The 22,091-nt window shown below is 66.3% G+C and carries 22 protein-coding genes; 16 read left to right on the forward strand and 6 right to left on the reverse strand.

All coding sequences use genetic code 11. The annotated features are described in order from the left end of the window. Nucleotides 1-99: 99 nt before the first annotated feature. From secY to SMN802W_RS0106270, 16 genes are all read left to right on the forward strand, one after another. Nucleotides 100-1,464, forward strand: coding sequence for a preprotein translocase subunit SecY (gene secY, locus SMN802W_RS0106190; RefSeq protein WP_026325813.1), 1,365 nt, complete (start codon nucleotides 100-102; stop codon nucleotides 1,462-1,464). 43 nt (nucleotides 1,465-1,507) lie between these two features. Next, complete coding sequence (locus SMN802W_RS0106195; RefSeq protein ID WP_019516033.1) at nucleotides 1,508-2,155, forward strand: adenylate kinase; 648 nt, start codon at nucleotides 1,508-1,510, stop codon at nucleotides 2,153-2,155. A 427-nt stretch (nucleotides 2,156-2,582) separates the two neighbouring features. Beyond that, complete coding sequence (locus SMN802W_RS0106205; protein ID WP_026325814.1) at nucleotides 2,583-2,816, forward strand: membrane protein; 234 nt, start codon at nucleotides 2,583-2,585, stop codon at nucleotides 2,814-2,816. Between the two features lie 174 nt (nucleotides 2,817-2,990). After that, a complete protein-coding gene (gene rpsM / locus SMN802W_RS0106210; protein WP_019516036.1) occupies nucleotides 2,991-3,359 on the forward strand; it encodes a 30S ribosomal protein S13 in 369 nt (122 codons plus the stop codon). Nucleotides 3,360-3,481: 122 nt separating this feature from the next. Next, nucleotides 3,482-3,871 carry a 30S ribosomal protein S11 gene (gene rpsK / locus SMN802W_RS0106215; RefSeq protein ID WP_019516037.1) on the forward strand — a complete coding sequence of 130 codons (390 nt, stop codon included), beginning with the start codon at nucleotides 3,482-3,484 and terminating at the stop codon, nucleotides 3,869-3,871. Nucleotides 3,872-3,962: 91 nt separating this feature from the next. Continuing rightward, nucleotides 3,963-5,027: a DNA-directed RNA polymerase subunit alpha gene (locus SMN802W_RS0106220; protein ID WP_026325815.1), complete on the forward strand. Its 1,065-nt coding sequence runs from the start codon at nucleotides 3,963-3,965 to the stop codon at nucleotides 5,025-5,027. A 221-nt stretch (nucleotides 5,028-5,248) separates the two neighbouring features. Beyond that, nucleotides 5,249-5,671, forward strand: a complete 423-nt coding sequence (gene rplQ, locus SMN802W_RS0106225; protein WP_026325816.1) for a 50S ribosomal protein L17 — start codon at nucleotides 5,249-5,251, stop codon at nucleotides 5,669-5,671. 158 nt (nucleotides 5,672-5,829) lie between these two features. After that, on the forward strand, nucleotides 5,830-6,459 hold the full coding sequence (locus SMN802W_RS0106230; RefSeq protein ID WP_019516040.1) for a LysE family translocator: 630 nt from the start codon (nucleotides 5,830-5,832) through the stop codon (nucleotides 6,457-6,459). A 145-nt stretch (nucleotides 6,460-6,604) separates the two neighbouring features. Further along, nucleotides 6,605-8,161, forward strand: coding sequence for a glutamine-hydrolyzing GMP synthase (guaA, locus tag SMN802W_RS0106235; protein WP_019516041.1), 1,557 nt, complete (start codon nucleotides 6,605-6,607; stop codon nucleotides 8,159-8,161). 107 nt (nucleotides 8,162-8,268) lie between these two features. Continuing rightward, entirely contained in the window at nucleotides 8,269-9,096 is an 828-nt protein-coding gene (gene bla, locus SMN802W_RS0106240; RefSeq protein WP_026325817.1) for a subclass B3 metallo-beta-lactamase, read from the forward strand. Continuing rightward, nucleotides 9,093-9,458: an ArsC family reductase gene (locus SMN802W_RS0106245; protein ID WP_019516043.1), complete on the forward strand. Its 366-nt coding sequence runs from the start codon at nucleotides 9,093-9,095 to the stop codon at nucleotides 9,456-9,458. The genes bla and SMN802W_RS0106245 overlap by 4 nt, the downstream gene beginning before the upstream one ends. A gap of 88 nt (nucleotides 9,459-9,546) precedes the next feature. Continuing rightward, nucleotides 9,547-10,425, forward strand: coding sequence for a 3-methyl-2-oxobutanoate hydroxymethyltransferase (panB, locus tag SMN802W_RS0106250; protein ID WP_019516044.1), 879 nt, complete (start codon nucleotides 9,547-9,549; stop codon nucleotides 10,423-10,425). 81 nt (nucleotides 10,426-10,506) lie between these two features. Beyond that, nucleotides 10,507-11,217, forward strand: coding sequence for a tetratricopeptide repeat protein (locus SMN802W_RS0106255; RefSeq protein ID WP_019516045.1), 711 nt, complete (start codon nucleotides 10,507-10,509; stop codon nucleotides 11,215-11,217). After that, nucleotides 11,214-12,551, forward strand: coding sequence for an outer membrane protein assembly factor BamB family protein (locus SMN802W_RS0106260; RefSeq protein WP_019516046.1), 1,338 nt, complete (start codon nucleotides 11,214-11,216; stop codon nucleotides 12,549-12,551). Before SMN802W_RS0106255 ends, SMN802W_RS0106260 begins: the two co-directional genes overlap by 4 nt. A 60-nt stretch (nucleotides 12,552-12,611) precedes the next feature. Next, the gene (gene der, locus SMN802W_RS0106265; protein ID WP_026325818.1) at nucleotides 12,612-13,979 is read left to right on the forward strand and encodes a ribosome biogenesis GTPase Der; all 1,368 of its coding nucleotides are present in this window, start codon (nucleotides 12,612-12,614) and stop codon (nucleotides 13,977-13,979) included. A gap of 96 nt (nucleotides 13,980-14,075) precedes the next feature. Further along, complete coding sequence (locus tag SMN802W_RS0106270; RefSeq protein WP_019516048.1) at nucleotides 14,076-14,486, forward strand: Hpt domain-containing protein; 411 nt, start codon at nucleotides 14,076-14,078, stop codon at nucleotides 14,484-14,486. Here SMN802W_RS0106270 and SMN802W_RS0106275 read toward each other — a convergent pair. From SMN802W_RS0106275 to accC, 6 genes are all read right to left on the reverse strand, one after another. Beyond that, complete coding sequence (locus tag SMN802W_RS0106275; protein WP_019516049.1) at nucleotides 14,483-15,694, reverse strand: DUF418 domain-containing protein; 1,212 nt, start codon at nucleotides 15,692-15,694, stop codon at nucleotides 14,483-14,485. The genes SMN802W_RS0106270 and SMN802W_RS0106275 overlap by 4 nt on opposite strands. 5 nt (nucleotides 15,695-15,699) lie before the next feature. Further along, nucleotides 15,700-16,497 (reverse strand): enoyl-CoA hydratase/isomerase family protein, encoded by a 798-nt coding sequence (locus SMN802W_RS0106280; RefSeq protein ID WP_026325819.1) that lies wholly within the window; start codon nucleotides 16,495-16,497, stop codon nucleotides 15,700-15,702. Between the two features lie 66 nt (nucleotides 16,498-16,563). Further along, nucleotides 16,564-18,780, reverse strand: coding sequence for a phosphoribosylformylglycinamidine synthase subunit PurL (gene purL, locus SMN802W_RS0106285; RefSeq protein WP_026325820.1), 2,217 nt, complete (start codon nucleotides 18,778-18,780; stop codon nucleotides 16,564-16,566). Between the two features lie 73 nt (nucleotides 18,781-18,853). Then, complete coding sequence (locus SMN802W_RS0106290; RefSeq protein WP_019516052.1) at nucleotides 18,854-20,281, reverse strand: phospholipase D-like domain-containing protein; 1,428 nt, start codon at nucleotides 20,279-20,281, stop codon at nucleotides 18,854-18,856. Next, complete coding sequence (locus tag SMN802W_RS0106295; RefSeq protein ID WP_019516053.1) at nucleotides 20,278-20,598, reverse strand: ArsC/Spx/MgsR family protein; 321 nt, start codon at nucleotides 20,596-20,598, stop codon at nucleotides 20,278-20,280. The genes SMN802W_RS0106290 and SMN802W_RS0106295 overlap by 4 nt, the downstream gene beginning before the upstream one ends. 140 nt (nucleotides 20,599-20,738) lie before the next feature. After that, complete coding sequence (gene accC, locus SMN802W_RS0106300; protein WP_019516054.1) at nucleotides 20,739-22,091, reverse strand: acetyl-CoA carboxylase biotin carboxylase subunit; 1,353 nt, start codon at nucleotides 22,089-22,091, stop codon at nucleotides 20,739-20,741.

Below are 22,091 nucleotides of genomic sequence, written 5' to 3' on the forward strand. Positions count from 1 at the left end.
TATATGAGCGGCGGGGGCGGGTTGACGCTTCCCGCCGCTTTTGTTTGGTGCGCGCGACGCGCTCGCGCGACCAGTTCCGTTTCAGGATTCGCGAAAACGATGGCATCCGTAGCCAACAACATGGCCTCCAGCATCAGCCTCGCGAAATTCGCGCAGGCGACCGACCTGAAGAAGCGTCTGTGGTTCACGATCGGCGCGCTGATCGTCTTCCGCCTGCTCAGCTACGTGCCGCTGCCAGGCGTCGACGCGACCGCGCTCGGCCTGCTCGCCGACCAGACCAAGGGCGGCGTGCTCGACTTCTTCAACACCTTCTCGGGCGGTTCGCTCAGCCGGATGAGCCTGATTGCGCTGGGTGTGATGCCGTACATTACCGCCTCGATCGTGGTGCAGCTCGCGACGTCGCTGTCGCCGCAGCTCGCCGCGATCAAGAAGGAAGGCGAGAGCGGTCGCAAGAAGCTGAACCAGTACACCCGCTATGGCACCGTCGCGCTGACTGCGGTGCAGGGTTATTTCATCGCGGTCGGGCTCGAAACGCTCGGCGCCAATTCGGGCATCCAGGCGGTGGTCGAGCCGGGCATGCTGTTCCGCATTAACGCGGTCGTGTCGCTCATCGGTGGCACGATGTTCCTGATGTGGATCGGCGAGCAGATCACCAGCCGCGGGATCGGCAACGGCGTGTCGCTGATCATCATGGCGGGCATTGTCGCGCACCTGCCGACGACGATCGTCAACCTTCTGGAAGGTGGCCGGTCGGGGTCGATGAGCGCGTTCGTGCTGATCGCGATCATCGCGGTGGTCGTTGGGCTCGTGCTCCTCATCTGCTTCATGGAGCGGGCGCAGCGCCGCATCCTGATACAATATCCCAAGCGCCAGACGCAGCGTGGGATGCAGGCCGACCGCAGCCATCTGCCTCTCAAGATCAATACCGCGGGCGTAATCCCGCCGATCTTCGCCTCGTCGCTGCTACTCATGCCGCTGACGATCACCCAGTTTGCGGGCAACCGGGTCAAGGGTGACAGCTGGTGGGGCGATGCGATCATCAGCCTGAACCAGTATCTGCAGCATGGTGCGCCGCTCTACATGGCGCTCTATGCGGCAGGCATCATCTTCTTCTCGTTCTTCTACACGGCGGTGGTGTTCAACCCGGAGGAGACCGCGGAGAATTTGAAGCGCTATGGTGGGTTCATTCCCGGTATCCGTCCGGGCAAGAACACCGAGACCTACTTCGACTATGTGTTGACGCGCATTACCGTCATCGGCGCGGCATACCTGACGTTCATCTGCGTCGTGCCGGAATATCTCGTTTCGGCGCTGTCGATCCCGTTCTATCTCGGCGGGACCAGCCTGCTGATCGTCGTCAACGTCACGATGGACACAGTGACGCAGATCCAATCGCATCTGCTGGCGCATCAATATGGTGACCTGATCAAGAAGTCGAAGCTGAAGGGGGCGCGTCGCCGCTGATCTGCGGTGACGTCGGCTTGAGAATGAACGGGAGATCGCGCGCGTGAACATCATCCTGCTGGGGCCGCCGGGTGCGGGCAAGGGCACGCAGTCGGAGCGGCTGGTCGCCGAGCACGGCATGGTGCAGCTCTCCACCGGCGACATGCTGCGCGCCGCGGTAAAGGCGGGAACCCCGGTCGGCGTTCAGGCGAAAGCGGTGATGGATGCGGGCGAGCTTGTCTCCGACGCGATCGTCTCCGCGCTGATCGGCGAGCGGATGGATGCAGGGACGGGCGCGGGTGCGATCTTCGACGGCTACCCGCGCACCGCGGCGCAGGCTGACGCGCTTGACCTGCTGCTCGCCGAGCGCGGGCAGACGCTCGATCACGTGATCGAACTTGAGGTCAACGAGGACGCGCTGGTTGAGCGCATCGTCGGCCGTTTCACCTGCGCCAATTGCGGCGCGGGCTATCACGACACGTTCAAGCAGCCGCGCAAGGCTGGCGTCTGCGACGTGTGCGGATCGACCGAGTTCAAGCGCCGTCCCGACGACAACGAGCAGACCGTGCGCACGCGCATGGCGGAGTACCGGGCGAAGACCGCGCCGATCATCCCGATTTACGAAGCGCGCGGGCTTGTTCGCCGCGTCGACGGCATGGCCGACATCGCGGTCGTGACTGCCTCCATTGAGGCGATTCTCAGCGCTCGCTGACCTGCGCCGCGACGACGATCGCGACGCTGCCCGCAGGATCATCAAGATGCCATGCCGGCCGCAACGCGGCCGCGCGGCGTGACCGTTTGCTTCGCGCGCAACCCACGGCGCCGATCCGCCCGCGTTACGCTGCTGCCGGTCGTGACAGGCCGGGTGCAGGCCGGCACAGGCTGTTCTTGTCGGCGTGAGATGACGAAGAGTTCATGCGCGGGTCACCGCCGACGCGCATCTGGTTGGCTAGAGACGGGGCATCGGATCGCCGATCGCGATACCGGGCACCACCCCCGCCTGGTACTCCCGCGGCTCTGACTACCCGCCGCCCACACTCCCGGTGGCGTCGGGTTCGCCGGCGGGGGCCTTGCGCTCTCGCCGGCGCTTTTATGTCTGCGGCTCGACAATCGACATGCCGCGGCGCAGGGACGTCGTGATGGATGCGCTTACCCTGTTCGGCTTCGCGGCGGTGTTGTTCATGCTCGTCTGCTACATGCTGGAGGACCGCGCGCCGTTCTGGACCTTGCTGTTCGCGCTCGGTTGCGTCGCGAGCGGAGTATACGGGTTCCTTCAGGGTGCGTGGCCGTTCGCGATGGTTGAGATCATCTGGACCGCGGTCGCGTTGCAACGCTGGGTCAAGCTGAAGCGGCGTACGGAACCTCGCGCTTGACTCGGCGTTTGCGCGCGCCTAACTGCACGACCTTCCGATAGACCGGTCCCGGTGGCGCTTTGTTGCGTGCGCCGCGCTTTTGCGTCAGGACAGGTCGAACCGGAAGTGGAATGCGACGAGATGGGGCGCGTGGCAGCCATGCCGCACCCCGTGGAGCACAGGAGAACGAATTTCATGGCACGTATCGCGGGTGTCAACATCCCGACCAACAAGCGCGTGATCATCGCGCTGACCTACATCCACGGCATCGGCCCGGCACATGCCAAGGCGCTGACGACCAAGCTGAACATCGCGGACGACCGCCGCGTGCAGGACCTGACCGATCAGGAAGTGCTGCAAATTCGTGAGGCGATCGACGCTGATTATACCGTTGAGGGTGATCTTCGTCGCGAGACAGCGATGAATATCAAGCGTCTTATGGATCTCGCCTGCTACCGCGGCCTGCGTCACCGCAAGGGCCTGCCAGTCCGCGGCCAGCGCACGCACACCAACGCGCGCACCCGCAAGGGCAAGGCAAAGCCGATCGCCGGCAAGAAGAAGTAAATCGTCCGGGGGGACGATTTTCTCCGGCGGAGGCAGCTATCCCGGCAGCGCAACTTCGTTTTGCGCTCCGGTTGATCGGCTCCAGGCCGGCGTCACTTGGAATATAGGTCAGGAACTACCACATGGCTCAGGCACCGCAGCGCATTCGTCGGCGCGAGCGCAAGAACATCACCGCGGGCGTCGCACACGTGAACGCCAGCTTTAATAACACCATGATCACCATCACCGACGCGCAGGGCAATGCCATCAGCTGGTCCTCGGCCGGCATGATGGGTTTCAAGGGCTCGCGCAAGTCGACCCCGTACGCGGCGCAGGTCGCGGCCGAGGACGCTGGCAAGAAGGCCGCCGAGCACGGCGTCCGCACACTCGAGGTCGAGGTGAAGGGTCCGGGTTCGGGCCGCGAGTCGGCGCTGCGTGCGCTGCAGGCGGTCGGTTTCCAGATCACGTCGATCCGCGACGTGACCTCGATTCCGCACAACGGCGTTCGCCCGTCGAAGCGTCGCCGCGTCTGATGCTCTCGCGCCGCCGCTGACGAGCGGCTGCGTATCTTACCAGGCGGTGTCGCGTGCGCACGCGCTCCGCCCAACCCCAGGGGACGAGATCTTGTCTGTCAACGCAAAGAACTGGCAGGAACTGAAGAAGCCCAGCGGCCTCGAGAAGAAGAGCGGCGACGGGAAGCGCAAGGCGACGTTCATCGCCGAACCACTCGAGCGCGGCTTCGGCCTGACGCTCGGCAACGCGCTCAGGCGCGTGCTGCTGTCGAGCCTGCAGGGCGCGGCAGTGACCTCGATCAAGATCGAGAACGTGCTGCACGAGTTCAGCTCGCTGGCCGGCGTGCGCGAGGACGTGACGGACATCGTCCTGAACGTGAAACAGATCGCGATCCGCATGCAGGGCGAAGGCCCGAAGCGGCTTCAGCTTTCCGCCACCGGTCCGGCCGAGGTGAAGGCCGGCGATATCGCGGTGTCGGGCGACATCGAGGTGATGAACCCCGAGCTGGTGATCTGCCACCTCGATGAAGGTGCGACGCTCAACATGGAGCTGACCGCCGATACGGGTAAGGGCTATGTCGCGGCGACCGCCAACCGTCCGGCCGACGCGCCGATTGGGCTGATCCCGGTCGACGCGCTCTACTCGCCGGTGCGGCAGGTGTCGTACAAGGTCGACCCGACCCGCGTTGGTCAGGACCTTGATTACGACAAGCTGACGCTGACGATCGAGACCGATGGTACGGTTACGCCGGAGGATGCGGTTGGTTATGCCGGTCGTATCCTACAGGACCAGCTCGCGCTGTTCGTGCACTTCGACGATTCGCTGGTCACGCGCTCGGCACCGATCGGCGTCGCGGCGCCGGCGGCGAGCACGGGCGAGGTCACCGGCGACACCGCGCAGATCAACCGTTACCTGCTCAAGAAGGTCGACGAGCTCGAACTGTCGGTGCGTTCGGCCAATTGCCTCAAGAACGACAACATCATCTATATCGGCGATCTGGTCGGCAAGACCGAAGCCGAGATGCTGCGCACGCCGAACTTCGGCCGCAAGTCGCTCAACGAGATCAAGGAGGTGCTCTCCAGCATGGGGCTGCGCCTCGGCATGGAGATCCCCGGCTGGCCGCCCGAGAACATCGAGGAAATGGCCAAGAAGCTCGAGCAGGAGATCATGGGCTGACGCGCAGGCGAGTAGCGACGCTACTCGCCAGACGCGACGGCTCCGGCCGGCGGATCGGCCCAGCCGATCCTTTCGACGTAGAGACGCGGGACTTGCTCCCGCGGCCCGGTCGCAACGAAAAGGGCTCCCCAACAGGAGCGACGGACATTCGGGTGGCCACCGTCCCACCTGTCCCGGGGTTCCGTGAAACGGCCCCCTGACGAACGAGAAGGAAGCACATCATGCGTCACCGTGTAGGCGGTCGTAAACTCCAGCGTACCTCGGCGCACCGCCAGGCGCTGTTCCGCAACATGTCGGCCGCGCTGATCAAGCACGAGCAGATCACCACCACGCTCGCCAAGGCGAAGGAACTTCGTCCGTACATCGAGAAGCTGATCACGCTCGGCAAGAAGGGCGGCCTGTCGAACCGTCGTCTGGCGCATGCGCGGTTGCTCGACGATGCGCAGCTGGTGAAGCTGTTCGACACGCTGGCGACCCGCTACGCGTCGCGCAACGGCGGTTACACCCGCGTCATCAAGGCAGGCATCCGCGCGTCGGACGCGTCGCCGATGGCGATCATCGAGTTCGTCGATCGCGACGTGTCGGCCAAGGGTCAGGACTCTGGGCCGGTCATGGCTGACGAGGATTATGACGACGCCGCATGAGCGCACGTGAGTAGCGTAAGCTAGTCACGAGACGCTCAAGGCCGGCCAGCGGTGCACGGCGCCGACTGACGACGCGGCTTAGCCGCGGCAGAGACAGCGAGACAAGGAGCCGCTCCAGCAATGGGGCGGCTCTTCTCGTATCGAAACAGAGGTTCGAGATGACGCTTCACACCTGGTGGCTGTTCGTCGTCGCGGTGTTCCTGCTGTGCGGTACGCCCGGTCCCAACATGCTCCACATCCTGTCGCGGAGCGTCGAGGTCGGCGTACGCCGCACGACCTTCGCGATGGCGGGATGCCTGTCGGCGATGCTGATTGTCCTCGCCGCCGCCGCGGCCGGGCTGACGACGCTGCTGCGCGCGATGCCAGGCGCCTTCGACGTGCTGCGTTATGTCGGCGTGGCTTACCTGATCTACCTCGGCATCAAGGCATGGCGGAGCAAGGAGGTGCCGCTCGGTGTCGGCGCGGGCACGCTGCCGCGCGCGGTGCCGAAGCGCGCATTGTTCCGCGGCGGCTTCGCGATCGGCATCAGCAATCCCAAGCTGATCCTGTTCGCCGCGGCCTTCCTGCCGCAGTTCGTGTCGCGCAGCGCGCCCGAGGGTCCGCAGTTCGCCATCCTGGTCGTCACCTTCGTGGCAATGGAGTGTGTGTGGTACGCGGTCTACGCGCTCGGCGGACGGTCGCTGTCGCGCTACATCGCACGTCCGCGTGTGCGGCGCGTGTTTGACCGCGTGACGGGTGCGATCTTCGTCGGGTTCGGCGTGGCGTTGTTCACGGCGCGGCTAGCTTAGCGGCGGAGCTGTCGTTCGGCGTCTCCGCTCGCCGTTGCTCCTCGCATCGCTTCCCGGTCGTATGATTTCGCCCATGCGCGCACCTGCATAGGATGTAGCCTTTGCGACCTTCCACGCGCGCGATGCAGTCGCTACACGCGCGCGGATGGAGCATCCCGACAGTATCCTCATCGTCGATTTCGGCAGCCAGGTGACCCAATTGATCGCGCGCCGCGTACGCGAGGCGGGTGTCTATAGCGAGGTCGCGCCGTTCAACGCCGCCGCGGAAGCGTTCGAGCGGATGCAGCCAAAGGGCATCATCCTGTCGGGTGGCCCGTCGTCGGTGACGCTGGAGCACAGCCCGCGCGCGCCGCAGCACCTGTTCGAGGCGGGCGTGCCGATCCTCGGCATCTGTTACGGCCAGCAGCTGATGAGCACGCAGCTGGGCGGCAATGTCGTGATCTCGGGCGACGGCGGCGAGTTCGGCCACGCGATGCTCGACGTGAAGGCAGAGTGCGCGTTGTTCGACGGCCTGTGGGAGGTCGGCTCGCGCCATCAGGTGTGGATGAGCCACGGCGACAAGGTCGACGCGCTGCCGCCCGGCTTCGTGCCCGTCGCGACCTCGGAAGGCGCGCCGTTCGCGATGGTCGCCGATGAGGAGCGCCGCTTCTACGGCGTGCAGTTCCACCCCGAGGTCGTCCACACCCCCGATGGCGCCAAGCTGATCGCCAATTTCGCGCGTCACGTCTGCGGCCTCGCCGGCGACTGGACGATGGCCGAGTTCCGCGAGACCAAGATCGCCGAGATCCGCGCGCAGGTAGGGAGTGGCCGTGTCATCTGCGGTCTGTCGGGCGGCGTCGACTCGGCAGTCGCGGCGGTGCTGATCCATGAGGCAATCGGCGACCAGCTGACCTGCGTCTTCGTCGATCATGGCCTGATGCGCAGCGGCGAGGCCGAGCAGGTCGTGTCGCTGTTCCGGGAAGCGTACAACATCCCGCTGGTGCACGTGGACGCGGAAGCGCTGTTTATGGGCGGGCTGGCCGGCGTCACCGATCCCGAGGCGAAGCGCAAGTTCATCGGCAAGACCTTCATCGAAGTGTTCGAGGACGAGGCGAAGAAGATCGGCGGGGCCGATTTCCTGGCGCAGGGCACGCTCTATCCCGACGTGATCGAGAGCGTCAGCTTCACCGGCGGTCCGTCGGTGACGATCAAGAGCCACCACAATGTCGGCGGGCTCCCCGAGCGCATGAACATGAAGCTGGTCGAGCCGCTTCGCGAACTGTTCAAGGACGAGGTGCGCGCACTCGGGAGCGAGCTGGGGCTTCCAGAGCATTTCGTCGGCCGTCACCCGTTTCCCGGACCCGGCCTCGCGATCCGCATTCCGGGTGAGGTGACCAAGGAGCGCTGCGACATCCTGCGCAAGGCCGACGCGATCTACCTTGAGGAAATCCGCAACGCCGGGCTGTACGATGCGATCTGGCAGGCATTTGCGGTGCTGCTGCCGGTGCGATCGGTCGGCGTGATGGGTGATGGGCGAACCTACGATTCGGTGCTGGCGCTGCGTGCGGTCACCTCGACCGACGGGATGACCGCGCAGGCGTTCGAGTTCCCCGGCGGCTTCCTCGCGCGCGTCTCGACGCGGATCGTCAACGAGGTGAGGGGGGTCAACCGGGTGACTTACGATTATACCTCCAAGCCGCCGGGTACGATCGAGTGGGAATGAACCGGAAATCGCGAGCAGCCGGGGGCTGCTCGCCCGGTTCATTCGGCTGCGTAAGCGGCCGGGAGCGGCGAGACGAAACCCGCGCGAAGAGCCTGCTGCGCCGCGCGGTGATCGCTGGAACGACGCTCGTCGCGCCCGCACTCGCCTCCGCCGCGACCCCGAACCCGCCAGCCTGGACGCGACCCGCTGCGCCGATCCATCTGGTCGGCCCGATCTGGTATGTCGGCAGCGAAGGGCTCGCCAGCTACCTCATCAAGACTCGCGATGGCGCGATCCTGCTCGATGCGACGATGGCGGAGAACGTTCCCGCGATCGAGCGCAACATTAGCGCGGTCGGCGTGCCGCTCGACCGGGTCAGGCTGCTGCTCGTCAGCCACGCGCACTTCGACCATGCGGCGGGTGACGCGGCGTTGGTGCGTGATACCGGCGCGCGGGTGGTCGCGGGTGCCGGTGACGTAGCCGCGCTGGAGAGCGGCATTCCGCCGGGTGAAACGAGCTACGGCGTGATCCGCTTTTCGCCGGTCAAGGTGTCGCGAGCCATCCGCGACGGGGACCGTGTGACGCTTGGCGGCGTCACCTTGCGCGCGATCGCGACGCCGGCGCACACGCCGGGCTGCACGAGCTGGTCGACCCGCGTGGTCGAGCGCGGCCGCTCGCTGACCGTGCTGTTCCCGTGCAGCGTCTCGGTCGCGGGCAACCGCCTGATCGGCAACGGCCGCTATCCCGGCATCGTCGCCGACCTGCGTGGCAGCATCGCCCGGTTAGCGCGAGAGCGGGCCGATGTTGTGCTGCCGTTCCATCCCGAACAGGCCGACGTGCGCCGGCGTGCGGCCGAACATCAACTGGTCGCGCCGACCCTGCTTCCCGCGATGATGCGAACCGCAAGCGCTGATTTCGAGCGCGAACTGACGCGGCAGACGAAGGAGGCACGATGACGGCGGCAAAGACCGGCCCGGCGACGATGTACGGCATCCCGAATTGCGACACGATCAAGAAGGCGCGTAGCTGGCTGGCCGACCACGATGTTGCCTTCATCTTTCACGATTACCGGAAGGATGGTCTCGATCGTGCATTGCTCGACAAGCTGATCGAGCGGGCGGGGTGGGAGACGCTGCTCAACCGTGCGGGCACCACCTTCCGCAAGCTGCCCGAGCAGGACCGCGTCGACCTGAACCGTGAGCGCGCGACCGCGCTGATGCTGGCGCAGCCGGGCATGATCAAGCGACCGGTGCTGTTGACGAGCACCTCGACCGAGGTCGGCTTCAAGCCCGAACGCTACGCCGCGCTGTTCGGCTGATTGCGCGCTACCCCGATCTGACGGCGCCATCGCCTTCCGATCGGTCCATGCTGCTGGATCGGTCCCGCAACCGCGCCTAAGAAGGTGCATGTCCACGACCTTCACGATCGACACCTCGACCAGCCGCGCGACGCCCGTTGCTGCACCGATGAAGCGCCTGACCGTCCCGGCGCTCCGCGCGCGCAAGGCGTCGATCGCGGCAGGCAAGGGCGAGCCGCTCGTCATGCTGACTGCCTATACCGTGCGGATGGCGCAGTTGATGGACCCGCATTGCGACATGCTGCTGGTCGGCGACAGTCTGGGGCAGGTCATCTACGGCCTGCCCTCGACCGTGCCGGTGACGCTCGCGATGATGGCGGCGCATGGTGCGGCAGTGGTGCGTGGCAGCTACCATGCGGTGGTCGTCGTCGACATGCCGTTCGGCAGTTACGAGGCATCGCCGCAGCAGGCGTTCGAGAGTGCGGCCTATCTGCTCAAGGAAACGGGAGCCGCTGCGGTCAAGCTGGAGGGAGGGGCCGCGATGGCGTCGACCGTCGCCTTCCTGTCCGAACGCGGCATTCCGGTCGTCGGCCATGTCGGATTGACGCCGCAGGCGGTCAACGCGCTCGGCGGCTATGGCGCGCGCGGACGCTCGGAGGCGGAGGCTGAGAAGATCGTCTCTGACGCGAGCGCCATCGCTGCGGCGGGTGCCTTCGCGGTCGTGATCGAGGGCGTGGTCGAGCCGATCGCGCAGGCGATCACGCGTGCAATCGACGTGCCGACGATCGGCATCGGCGCATCAGCCGATTGCGACGGGCAGGTGCTGGTGACGGAGGACATGCTGGGCCTGTTCGAGCGGACGCCCCGCTTCGTCAAACGCTATGGCGACATGGCGGGCTATGTGTCGGAGCGCGTCGAGACCTACGCCGCCGAGGTGCGCGCGCGGACCTTCCCGACCGCCGAGCAGACCTACGCGCCGAAGGGGTGAGCGGCCGGGTCGGCCGCGCCCCTTTCGTTTCGGTCGCTACCGGGTTAAGGCGCGGCGACTTTCCATCAGGTGGAGCAAGACGTGGCCCTGACGCCGCAAAACAACGAGGCGTTCCTGCGCGAGGTCGACGAGGAATATCGTCGCGAGCAGATGATCGGGGCCTGGCAACGCTATGGCCGCTGGATCGTGGTCGCGGTGGTCGCGCTGCTGGTCGCCTTCGCCGGCTTCCTGTTCTGGCAGCACCGCGAGCGTGTCGCGGCGGAGAAGGAAGGCGAGACGCTTCAGACCGCTTACGATTATCTCGGTGCCAACGATTTCAACGGCGCGGCCAAGCCGCTCGCGGAGCTGGCGCAGTCGAGCCGTGACGGATACCGCGTCCTTGCCCTGTTCTCGCAGGCCGATGTGCTGTTGTCGAAGAATGACCTGAAGGGCGCTGCGGCCAAGTTCGCCGGGGTCGCCAATGACGCGGGCGTCGCCAAGCCGTTCCGCGACCTGGGGCTAATCCGCCAGACCGCGGCCGAGTATGACACGCTTAAGCCCGACGTGGTGATCCAGCGGCTGAGCCCGCTTGCGGTGCAGGGCAACGCGTTCATGGGCAGCGCGGGCGAGATGGTCGGCGCGGCGTATCTGGCGCAGGGCAAGCGCGACCTTGCCGCGCAGACCTTTGCGCGGGTCGCGCGCGACAAGACGGTGCCGGCCTCGCTGCGTCAACGTGCGGTTCAGATGGCGGGCGTATTGGGCGTGGACGGACTGCCGCAGGACATCGCGGCCAGCAGGGGCATGACGGAATGAAGGTTGGCAAGGCGGCGCGGGTTGCGCTCGGCCCCATCGCGCTCAGCATTGCGCTGACGCTCGGTGGGTGCGGCATCTTCAAGGGTGCGCCCAAGAAGACGCCGACGGTCGGCAACCGCGTCTCGATCCTGACATCGGAGAACAAGGCGGAGGTCGACCCTTCGCTCGCCAGCGTGCAGGTGCTGCTGCCGACGCCAGAGACGAACACCGACTGGTCGCAGTCGGGCGGCAGTGCGGACAAGTCGATGGGGCATCTGGCGCTCGCCGCCTCACCGACGCGCGCATGGACGGCGCAGATCGATGGCGGCTCGAACCGTCAGCGGCTGGGCGCGGCACCCGTTGTCGCCGACAACAAGCTGTTCGTGGTTGATGTCGACGCGACTGTCCACGCCTTCGCCGCCGACACGGGCGCAAAGTTGTGGACCGCAGCGGTGCCCGAGGGCGACAACAACCGCGCCGCGCGTTTTGGCGGCGGGGCGAGCTACGACGACGGCAAGGTCTATGCGACCGACGGGCTGGGCGACGTGGTCGCGATCAACGCCGCGGATGGCAAGCTGATCTGGCGCGCGAAGCCGGGCGGCCCGTTACGCGGTGCGCCGACGGTCGCCAACGGCCAGCTCTACGTGCTGAGCCAGGACAATCAGATCTTCGCGCTCAACCAGACCGACGGCAAGGTGGTGTGGACGCAGAGCGCGAGCCTCGAATCGCAAGGGCTGTTCGGCGTCGCCGCGCCGGCGGCGAGCGCGGGCACGATCGTCGCGGGCTTCTCCTCGGGCGAGTTGAACGCCTATCGCTACGAGAACGGCCGGAATCTGTGGCAGGATGCGCTGTCGCGCACCGCGATCTCGACCTCGGTGTCGAGCCTGGCCGACATCAACGCCGATGCGGTGATCGAGGACGGCCGCGTCTATGCAATTGGGGAGGGCGGCCGCATGGTGTCGCTCGATCTGGGCACCGGCCAGCGGTTGTGGGAACAGAATTTTGCCGGCATCTCGACGCCGTGGCTTGCGGGCGAGTGGCTGTTCGTCGTCACCGACGACGCGCGCGTCGTCAGCCTGTCGCGCGCGAATGGCAAGGTGCGCTGGATTGGACAGCTGCCCGCGTTCAAAAACGAGAAGAAGCGCGAGAACGCCTACACCTGGTTCGGCCCGGTGCTGGCGGGCGAGCGGTTGTGGCTGACCAACTCGCGCGGGCAACTCGTCGCGGTGTCGCCGGCGGACGGCAGCCAGCAGGCGGTGATCGAGGCGGGCGACGCCTTCTCGCTGCCGCCGATCGTCGCCAACAAGACGCTCTACGTGCTCGACGACAAGGGTCAGCTCTCGGCTTATCGCTGAGAAGACGCTGACAGCAGTTAGGTGACGGCAAGGCCATGATGCGCTAGGCGATGGCGCATCATGTCCCGTTTACCTGTGGTCGCGATCGTCGGCCGTCCCAACGTCGGCAAGTCGACGCTGTTCAATCGCCTTGTCGGCAAGAAGCTCGCGCTGGTCGACGATCGTCCCGGCGTGACGCGCGACCGTCGTGAGGGCGACGCTAGCCTGCTCGGGCTCGATTTCCGCATCATCGATACCGCAGGCTACGAGGACGAGGACCCCGACACGCTGCCTGGCCGCATGCGCCGCCAGACGCAGGCTGCGGTCGACGGCGCGGATGTCGCGCTGTTCCTGATCGATTCGCGCGCGGGCATCGTGCCGCTCGACGAGGAGATCGCGCGCTGGCTGCGCGGTGCCAACACCCCGATCGTGCTGGTCGCCAACAAGGTAGAGGGCCGCAGCGGTGAGCAGGGCGTGCTCGAATCGCTCGCGCTCGGCTTCGGCGATCCGGTGCAGATGTCGGCCGAACACGGCGAGGGCGTCGCCGACCTGTTCGAGGCGCTGCGCCCCTTCATCGATCGCGAAGACGACGCCTTCGAGGAGGAGCAAGAGGACGACAGTCCTGACGCGCCGCTCAAGCTCGCGATCGTCGGCCGTCCGAACGCGGGCAAATCGACGTTGATCAATCGGATGCTCGGCGAGGACCGGATGATCACCGGGCCGGAAGCCGGGATCACGCGCGATGCGATCGCGGTCGACTGGGAATGGCTCGGCAGCCCGATGGGTCCGCGCAAGGTGCGGCTGATCGATACCGCGGGGATGCGCAAGCGCGCCAAGGTGCAGGACAAGCTGGAGAAATTGTCGGTTGCCGACGCGCTCCACGCGGTCGATTTCGCCGAGGTCGTCGTGCTGCTGCTCGATGCGACATTGGGGCTCGAATCGCAGGATCTGCGCATTGCAGACCGCGTGCTGGAGGAAGGCCGCGCGCTCGTCATCGCGCTCAACAAATGGGACGTGTCGGAAGAACCATCCAAGACCTTCAACGGCGTCAAGGCGGCGCTGGAGGAAGGATTGGCGCAGGTGAAGGGGGTGCCGCTGCTGACCGTGTCGGCGGCGACCGGCAAGGGGATCGATCAGTTGATCGTTGCCGCGTTCGAGACGCGCGACGCCTGGTCGCACCGCGTCGGCACCGGCGAGCTCAACCGCTGGTTCGAGCGCGCGGTGGAGGCCAACCCGCCGCCCGCGCCCGGCGGCAAGCGGATCAAGCTGCGCTACATCACGCAGGCGAAGACCCGCCCGCCGGGCTTCGTCCTGTTCGGCACGCGTGTCGATCAATTGCCGATGAGTTATCAGCGCTACCTCATCAACGGCATCCGCCGCGAACTCGGTTTCGGCGCAGTGCCGGTCCGACTGACGCTGCGCGCGCCGAAGAATCCGTTCGACAGCTGACGCGATTGTAGAAAATCGCAGGCGTTTCGTTACCGGGCGTTTACCAACTCGCGCCTACGCTCAGCGGACGTTTGATCGGGTGCGAAGGGAACAGCGGTGGGGTTCGAAGGGGAGGGGCTGGTCGACCGCGCCGTGCTGGCGCGCGCGCGCGCCGAACTCGGCAGCGACCTGCCGCGCATCCTTGGTTACTTTCGCGAGGATGGCTTGAAATCGGTCGACGCGATCGAGGCGGCATCGCGTGATGAGAATGCGACCGCGCTGATCCTGCCCGCGCACACGCTGAAGGGCGAGGCACGGCAATTCGGCGCGACCCCGCTCGCGGCGATGGCGGAGAAGCTGGAAAACCTGGCGCGCGAATGCGTCGAGCTGCACACCAGCCCGGTCGAGTGCGTGCCCGACGTGCTCGACCTGCGCCCGCTGTTCGAGGCGACGCTGGCCTTCCTCGAACGCGAGGTGGCGGCGATGCCGCAGCGCCGTGTCGGCGGCTTCGGGCGGCGCATCGCCTAGCGGCGCGCGCGGACCGAGCGTCCGTGCACGAGGCTGCGCCACACCCATTCGAGCGGACCGTGGCGAAATCGTGCGAGCCACGCGGGTGACCAGCATAGCATCATCGCCCAGACGACCGGTACGATCGCGTAAAGCCAGGCCCGCCCGATCATCCCGAACAGTCCCAGCCCCCAGCCGGTGAAGACCAGGTCCATCAGCAGCGTCGTGCCAAGGTAATTGCTGAACGCCATCCGACCCGCCGCGGCGACCCGCATCGTCCACGCGCCGCCCAACCCGAGCAGCAGGATGACGAGCGCGGCATAACCGATATAGCCGATCGTCCGAAACGGCTCGCTCAGCACCAGCGAGCCGGTATAGACCCAGCGTTGATCGAACCCGGTCGACAGCGTGTGCCATCCGATCAGCGCGTAGGCGAGCAGCGACACCGGCACGCATAGCCACGCGACCCCACGATAGGCGTACCGCGACCATTCGCCCAATACGAAGCCAGAGCGAAGCGCCGCCATGCCGAGCAGCATCGCGCTGAGCGTCTCCGCGCCGCCAATTGGTAGGAAGGTCAGCGGGCTCATCGCATGGTCCCACCGCCACGCCGCCGCCGTGCCGAAACAACCGCGCATTGCTGCGATCTGCGCCAATGACTCGGCATGTGGCGGAACACCGAATGCGCTCGCGAAGGCGTTCCAGGTCGCAACGTCGGCGCTGGTCGTGCGAGCGGCAGCCGCGAACAGCGCAACGGCCGTCGCGGCGTTCAAGAGGATCGACAGAAGCAGCAACGCGGCAGACAGGATGACGAGCGTCCGCGCGCCTTGCCGGCAGAAGAACAAGGCGATCACGCCGACCAGCGCATAATGCGCCAGGATGTCGCCCCACCAGAACAGGTAAAGGTGTGCGCATCCGATCAGGAACAGCCAGAACATGCGCCTGAGATGCAAGGCGGCGCCATTCTCCCCGGCTGCATCGGCGCGTTCGATCACCAGCAGCATCGACGCGCCGAACAGGAACGAGAACAGACCGCGAAAGCGTCCCTCGACGAACACGAAGTTGAGGAACCACGCGGTCTTCTCCGCGGCGCCCGACCCACCCCAGGCCAGCGGTGAGAAATACGCTGCCTCGGGCAGCCCGAACGCGACGATGTTGGCAAGCAGGATGCCCATCACCGCCACCCCGCGGATCGCGTCGAGCGATACGTAACGGACGCTTGCCTCCACGTGGGTCAACGCCCGTTGAAGCTGGCCGGGCGCTTTTCCAGAAACGAACGCATTCCCTCCTGAAAGTCGTCGGAGGCGAATAGTGGTAGCAGTTGCAGATAGACGTGCTGAACGTGCGTCTCGAAGGTCTCGTTCAGCCCCATGCGCATCATCCGTTTCGATGCCTGCACCGCGAGTGGCGCGTTTGCCGCGATCTCGCGCGCGATCCGCTCCGCCACTGCCACGACCTCAGCGTCAGGGACGACATGATTGACGAGGCCGAGCGACAGGCTTTCCGCCGCGTCCAGCGTCCGCCCGGTGAAGATCAGCTCCGCCGCCTTTGCCCAGCCGATCATGCGCGGCAGCAGCCACGTGCCGCCCGATTCGGGCACGATGCCGCGCTTGACGAACGCCGGCGCTAGCTTCGCGCCCTCCGCCATGATGCGGATGTCGCACCCGATCGCCAGGTCCATGCCGTAGCCCGCGGCCGAGCCGTTCAATGCGCAGATCACCGGCTTGTCCATGGCGAACAGCACCGTCGGCGGCGCGCTGCGCAGATCGATCGTCGGCGGGTGTCTGGTACCACTTGCGCCGATGCCGTCGCCATCGACCGCCTCGTTCAGGTCGAGCCCGGCGCAGAAGGCGCGTCCGGTCGCGGTGAGGATGACGACACGCACCGCCGCGTCGGCGTTCGCGCGCGTCAGCATGGACGCGAGCCGATCGAGCATCGCGTGCGAGATCGTGTTCATCCGCTCGGGCCGGTCGAGCGTCAGCGTCGCGATGCCGTCCGCCACCGCGTAGCGCACGTCTTGTTCGTCACTCATCGACTTATCCTCCCCCCGTTCTGCCGGCAGTGTGCGGCAGGTCGGGGCGGAGGTACAGCGCGAGGTTCAAAGCGCGGCCTGGGTCGCCATCAGCTTGGGGAAGAAATCCTCGTGCGCGCGGCGCAGGTCGGTGAGCGAGACGGCGTGATCGCCCTCGCGCAACTCAAAGATCACGCGGGTGCCGATCGCGCGGCCGAGCGGCTCGGCCTCGACGCCTGCATCGAGCGCGGATTGCAGAAAGTCGAGCAGCGCGTGGTCGTGGACGGTTGCGACATAGACGCCCTGGTCCTCCGCGAACAGCGACGCGGCGGTGTCGAACGGCAGCGCGCGGTCGATCATCGCGCCGATGTTGCCGGCGAGCGCCATCTCCGCGATCGTCACCGCAAGGCCGCCGTCGGAGACGTCGTGCACCGCGGAAAGCTGCCCCGCGTCGATCGCGCGACGGACGAAGTCGCCGGTGCGGCGCTCCGCATCAAGGTCGACGCGCGGCGGTGGCCCTTCTTCGCGACCGTGGAGCTCACGCAGCCAAAGCGACTGGCCAAGGTCGCCGCGACGACGCCCGATGACGATGATGATGTCGCCCGCCTGCTTGAACGCGATCGTTGCGCTTTTATCCCAATTTTTGAGCAGCCCGACGCCGCCGATCGCGGGCGTCGGCAGGATCGCCGAGCCGCCGCCGGTCGCCTTCGATTCGTTGTAGAGCGACACGTTGCCCGACACGATCGGGAAGTCGAGCGCGCGGCACGCCTCGCTCATCCCCTCGAGGCAGCCGACGATCTGCCCCATGATCTCGGGCCGCTGCGGGTTGGCAAAGTTGAGGCAGTTGGTGACGGCGAGCGGCGTCGCGCCCACCGCGGTCAGGTTGCGCCACGCCTCCGCGACCGCCTGTTTGCCCCCCTCGACTGGATCGGCGTAGCAGTAGCGCGGGGTGCAGTCGGTGGTCATCGCCAGCGCCTTGTCCGTCCCGTGGACGCGCACCACCGCGGCGTCGCCGCCGGGGCGCTGCAGCGTGTCGGCGCCGACCATGTGGTCGTATTGCTCCCAGATCCAGCGGCGCGAAGCGATGTCGGGCGAGCCCATCAGCGCGAGCAGGTCGGCGGCCGGATCGCGGCACTCCGGCACGTTCACGAGCGCCCTCGCGGGCGGGGTTGGGACGTGCGGGCGATCGTACAGCGGCGCGTCATCGGCAAGCGGGCCGAGCGGAATGTCGCACACCGTCTCGCCGTGCCATTTCAGCACCATACGCCCGGTATCGGTCACGTGGCCGATGACCGCGAAATCGAGCTCCCACTTCTCGAAGATCGCCTGCGCGAACGCCTCGCGGCCGGGTTTCAGCACCATGAGCATGCGCTCCTGGCTTTCCGACAGCATCATCTCGTACGGCGTCATGCCGGTCTCGCGCTGCGGCACGTCGTCCATCACCAGCTCGATCCCAACGCCGCCTTTCGAGGCCATCTCGACCGAGGATGAGGTGAGCCCCGCCGCGCCCATGTCTTGGATCGCGACGATCGCGTCCGACGCCATGAGTTCGAGGCACGCCTCGATCAGCAGCTTTTCGGTGAAGGGATCGCCGACCTGAACGGTCGGGCGCTTCGCATCGGCATCCTCGCCGAAGTCAGCCGAGGCCATCGTCGCGCCGTGGATGCCGTCGCGTCCGGTCTTCGATCCGACATAGACGATCGGATTCCCGACGCCGGAGGCGGCCGAGTAGAAGATCTTGTCGGTGTCGGCGACGCCCACCGTCATCGCATTGACCAGGATGTTCCCGTCATAGGCGGGGTGGAAGTTCACCTCTCCGCCAACGGTCGGCACGCCGACGCAATTGCCGTAGCCGCCGATGCCGTGGACTACCCCTGAGATCAGGTGGCGCATCTTCGGGTGATCGGGCCGGCCAAAGCGTAGTGCGTTCAGGTTCGCGACCGGACGCGCACCCATCGTGAACACGTCGCGCAGGATGCCGCCGACGCCGGTCGCGGCGCCCTGGTACGGCTCGATGTACGACGGGTGGTTGTGCGACTCCATCTTGAAGATCGCCGCCTGTCCGTCGCCGATGTCGATCACGCCCGCATTCTCGCCCGGACCGCAGATCACCCACGGCGCTTGCGTGGGCAGCTTCTTCAGGTGGATGCGGCTCGACTTGTACGAGCAATGCTCGCTCCACATTACCGAGAAGATGCCGAGTTCGACCAGGTTCGGCTCGCGCCCGAGCGCATTGAGTACGCGGTCGTACTCTTCGGGCGACAGGCCGTGTTCGGCGACGATCTCGGGCGTGATAGCGGTCATGTGCGCGCGCATAGCGGCGGTGGCGCGCCGATGCCAGCAGCCAAGCGTCCGCTGCGTGAAAGCCGGCGTCTGCTTACCGCCGCCGGCGGCGGTGCTTCAACCGGCGCAACAGTCCGCGCTTCTCGAACGACTCGAACATCTCCGCCGGGCCTTCGGGATCGAGCACCTCGTTCTCGGCCAGCCACGCTTCCACACCGTTCAGGTCGGGCGCCTCGTAGGGGATCAGCGTCTTGCCGCTGCCGCGCAGCCGCTCGATCGTGGCGATTAGCCCATCGCGCCTCACGCCCTCGCTGACCTCAGCGATCTCGACGCCCAGATGCTCGGCGAGCAGGTCGTCGCGGATCGCGGCGATCCGTGGGCCGTCATCGGCGATCGTCACGTCGCATTCGGTGTCGAGCCGCAGCGAGCGGTTGTTGAAGTTCGACGAACCGATGCGGATCACATCGTCGTCGATCACCAGTACCTTGGCATGGCAATAGATGCCGGTGCCGTCAGTCGTGACCGGATGATACAGGCGGAAGCGCCCCGCATGGTCGCGGTGCTGCAATTCGGTGACCAGCCGTGCGCGTGCGGTGTCCATCGCGATCGGCTCCAGCCATCCTTGCGCGGTGGTGGGATTGACGATGACGATCTCGGGCGGTTCCGCCTCGATCAGCCGCTTGGCGATCGCCTCAGCGATCCGGCGCGAGGCGAAATACTGGCTCTCGGCGTAGATGCGACGCTTCGCCCGCGCGATCAGGTGGAGGTAGAGTTCCTCGATCTCGTGAACTTCATCCTGCCCGTCGTGAAGCGGTTGTGAGCGCGAGATCGCGACGTCAACATCGCTGAACTCGACCGGCAGGCTTTCGGGCCAGCATTCGTGCGTTGCGGAGGGCGCGGGCACCTCATCACCGCCCGCGATCTTCCACCGCCAGCGACACAGCTCGCCAAGCGCGCGTGCAACCGGGCCTTGCAACGCGGTCGTCACATCATGCCATGGCTTGTACGAGAAACCGTTGGGGGAGCGGCGGCGCTCGTCGTCCGCGACATGGTCGCGCGTGTCCCAGCGCTCGTCGGTCATGTCGATCCCGCCGCAGAATGCCATGCAATCGTCGATCACGACGATCTTCTGATGCTGCGACGCCGCGGTCGGATGATGCCCGTCGAGTTTCAGGTGGATGCGCTTTTCGCGGAAGCGCCAGCGTGTCAGCATCCACAAGGTACGCCCGCGAAACAGCGTCTTAATCGCGCCCTTGTCCCAGCGCAGGATGTAGACCTGCAACGTCGGCGTGCGCTTCACCAGCCAGTCGATGAAGTCGCCGACCGTGGTCGGCGCCTCGGGATGGTCGTCCGAATAAGCGAGCGTGATGCGCGCGTCGAAGTCCCAGCCGACTAGCATGATCTGCTGCGTCGCGTTCAGCATCGCCTCACGCGCGACGCGGAAGTAAGCGTCGGCGTCGATGATGACGGCGGCGCGGTTCGCGCGCTCGACCCGCCAACGCGTCTTCTCGGGCAGTGTCACAGGATCTCCCGGATCGCAGCGGGTGGACGGCCGAGGCGGACGCCCTGGTCGGTTTCGACCAGCGGCCGCTCGATCACGGCAGGGTCGCGCGCCATCAGGTCTAGCGCGGCATCATCGTCGGTGACTGGCGGCGCGTCCCGGCGCAGGCCATCGCGTGGCGCGATGCCGGCGCGCGCGTAGAGGCGGGCGAGCTCGTCGCGGGGTGGCGGCGCTTTCAGATATTCGACCACCGAGACCTCGACCCCTGCATCCCGAAGCAGCGCCAACGCCTCGCGCGACTTGGAACAGCGCGGATTGTGGAGGATCGTCGCCTTCATCGCCAAGTCTTCTGCATGAGGCCTTCTACCGTGTGGCTTGGGCGGGTCTAGTGCGCGACTGACCAGAGCGGTCAGGACAAGAAAAAGCCGGGGCAAGCTCAACGACTTGCCCCGGCGATATTCTTTCTCGCTGACGCAGGTTAGCCGTCCTGACGCGCCAGCCAGTCCTCGAGCCACTTGATCGTATAATCGCCGGTCTGGAACTCGGGATCGTCGAGCAGTGCTTGGTGGAGCGGGATGGTGGTCTTCATCCCCTCGATCACGAACTCCTCAAGCGCACGGCGCAACCGGCGCAGCGCACCCTGTCGCGTCGTTCCGTAGACGATCAGCTTGGCGATCATGCTGTCGTAGTATGGCGGTACTTTGTAACCGGCGTAGAGGCCGGAATCGACGCGGACGTGCATACCGCCCGGCGCGTGATATTGCTTCACAAGGCCGGGAGAGGGCGCGAAGGTGCGCGGGTCCTCGGCGTTGATGCGGCATTCGATTGCATGGCCGCGGAAGACGACGTCTTCCTGCCGGAGCGTCAGCGGCTCGCCCTCGGCGATGCGGATCTGCTCGCGCACCAGATCGAGCCCGGTGATCGCCTCGGTCACCGGATGCTCCACCTGCAAACGGGTGTTCATCTCGATGAAGTAGAACTCGCCGTTCTCCCACAGGAACTCGATCGTGCCCGCACCACGATAGCTCATGTCGGCCATCGCGCGGGCGCAGATGCCGCCCATGCGCGCGCGTTCCTCCGGCGTGATGACCGGGGAGGGGGCTTCCTCCAGCACCTTCTGGTGCCGGCGCTGGAGCGAGCAGTCGCGTTCGCCTAGATGGATCGCATTGCCCTTGCCGTCGCCGAAGATCTGGAACTCGATGTGGCGCGGGTTGCCGAGGTACTTTTCGATATAGACGGTCGCGTCGCCGAACGCGGACTTCGCCTCGCTGCCCGCCTGCGCCATCAATGTTTCGAGCTGATCGGGCGAGGTGCACACCTTCATGCCGCGACCGCCGCCGCCAGACGCGGCCTTGATGATGACGGGATAGCCTGCGGCTTCCGCGATCGCCTTCGCCTCGGCCACATCGCTGACCGCGCCGTCCGATCCGGGAACGAGCGGCAGGCCGAGCGCGCCCGCGGTGCGCTTCGCCTCGATCTTGTCGCCCATCGTGCGGATGTGCTCGGGCTTGGGCCCGACGAAGATCAAATTGTGCAGCTCGACGATCTCGGCGAACTTGGCGTTCTCGCTCAAGAAGCCGTAGCCCGGATGGATCGCGTCGGCACCCGAGATTTCGGCGGCCGAGATGATGTTGGGAATGTTGAGGTAGCTCTCGACCGCGGACGGCGGGCCGATGCAGATCGCCTGATCGGCGAGCCGGACGTGCATCGCATCGGCGTCGGCGGTGGAGTGCACCGCGACCGTCTTGATCCCCATCTCGTGGCAGGCGCGGTGGATGCGCAGCGCGATCTCGCCGCGATTGGCGATCAGCAGCTTCTTGATCTGCGGCAC

The organism is Sphingomonas sp. Mn802worker (genome assembly GCF_000382485.1).
Taxonomy (GTDB): Bacteria; Pseudomonadota; Alphaproteobacteria; order Sphingomonadales; family Sphingomonadaceae; genus Sphingomonas.

Coding starts and splice junctions, on each gene's coding strand:
- secY (WP_026325813.1), top strand. CDS start 100: ATGGCATCCGTAGCCAACAACATGGCCTCCAGCATCAGCCTCGCGAAA.
- der (WP_026325818.1), top strand. CDS start 12,612: ATGTCCCGTTTACCTGTGGTCGCGATCGTCGGCCGTCCCAACGTCGGC.
- rpsK (WP_019516037.1), top strand. CDS start 3,482: ATGGCTCAGGCACCGCAGCGCATTCGTCGGCGCGAGCGCAAGAACATC.
- SMN802W_RS0106205 (WP_026325814.1), top strand. CDS start 2,583: ATGGATGCGCTTACCCTGTTCGGCTTCGCGGCGGTGTTGTTCATGCTC.
- SMN802W_RS0106295 (WP_019516053.1), bottom strand. CDS start 20,598: ATGAAGGCGACGATCCTCCACAATCCGCGCTGTTCCAAGTCGCGCGAG.
- purL (WP_026325820.1), bottom strand. CDS start 18,780: ATGACCGCTATCACGCCCGAGATCGTCGCCGAACACGGCCTGTCGCCC.
- SMN802W_RS0106260 (WP_019516046.1), top strand. CDS start 11,214: ATGAAGGTTGGCAAGGCGGCGCGGGTTGCGCTCGGCCCCATCGCGCTC.
- rplQ (WP_026325816.1), top strand. CDS start 5,249: ATGCGTCACCGTGTAGGCGGTCGTAAACTCCAGCGTACCTCGGCGCAC.
- SMN802W_RS0106245 (WP_019516043.1), top strand. CDS start 9,093: ATGACGGCGGCAAAGACCGGCCCGGCGACGATGTACGGCATCCCGAAT.
- SMN802W_RS0106280 (WP_026325819.1), bottom strand. CDS start 16,497: ATGAGTGACGAACAAGACGTGCGCTACGCGGTGGCGGACGGCATCGCG.
- panB (WP_019516044.1), top strand. CDS start 9,547: ATGTCCACGACCTTCACGATCGACACCTCGACCAGCCGCGCGACGCCC.
- SMN802W_RS0106230 (WP_019516040.1), top strand. CDS start 5,830: ATGACGCTTCACACCTGGTGGCTGTTCGTCGTCGCGGTGTTCCTGCTG.
- guaA (WP_019516041.1), top strand. CDS start 6,605: ATGGAGCATCCCGACAGTATCCTCATCGTCGATTTCGGCAGCCAGGTG.
- rpsM (WP_019516036.1), top strand. CDS start 2,991: ATGGCACGTATCGCGGGTGTCAACATCCCGACCAACAAGCGCGTGATC.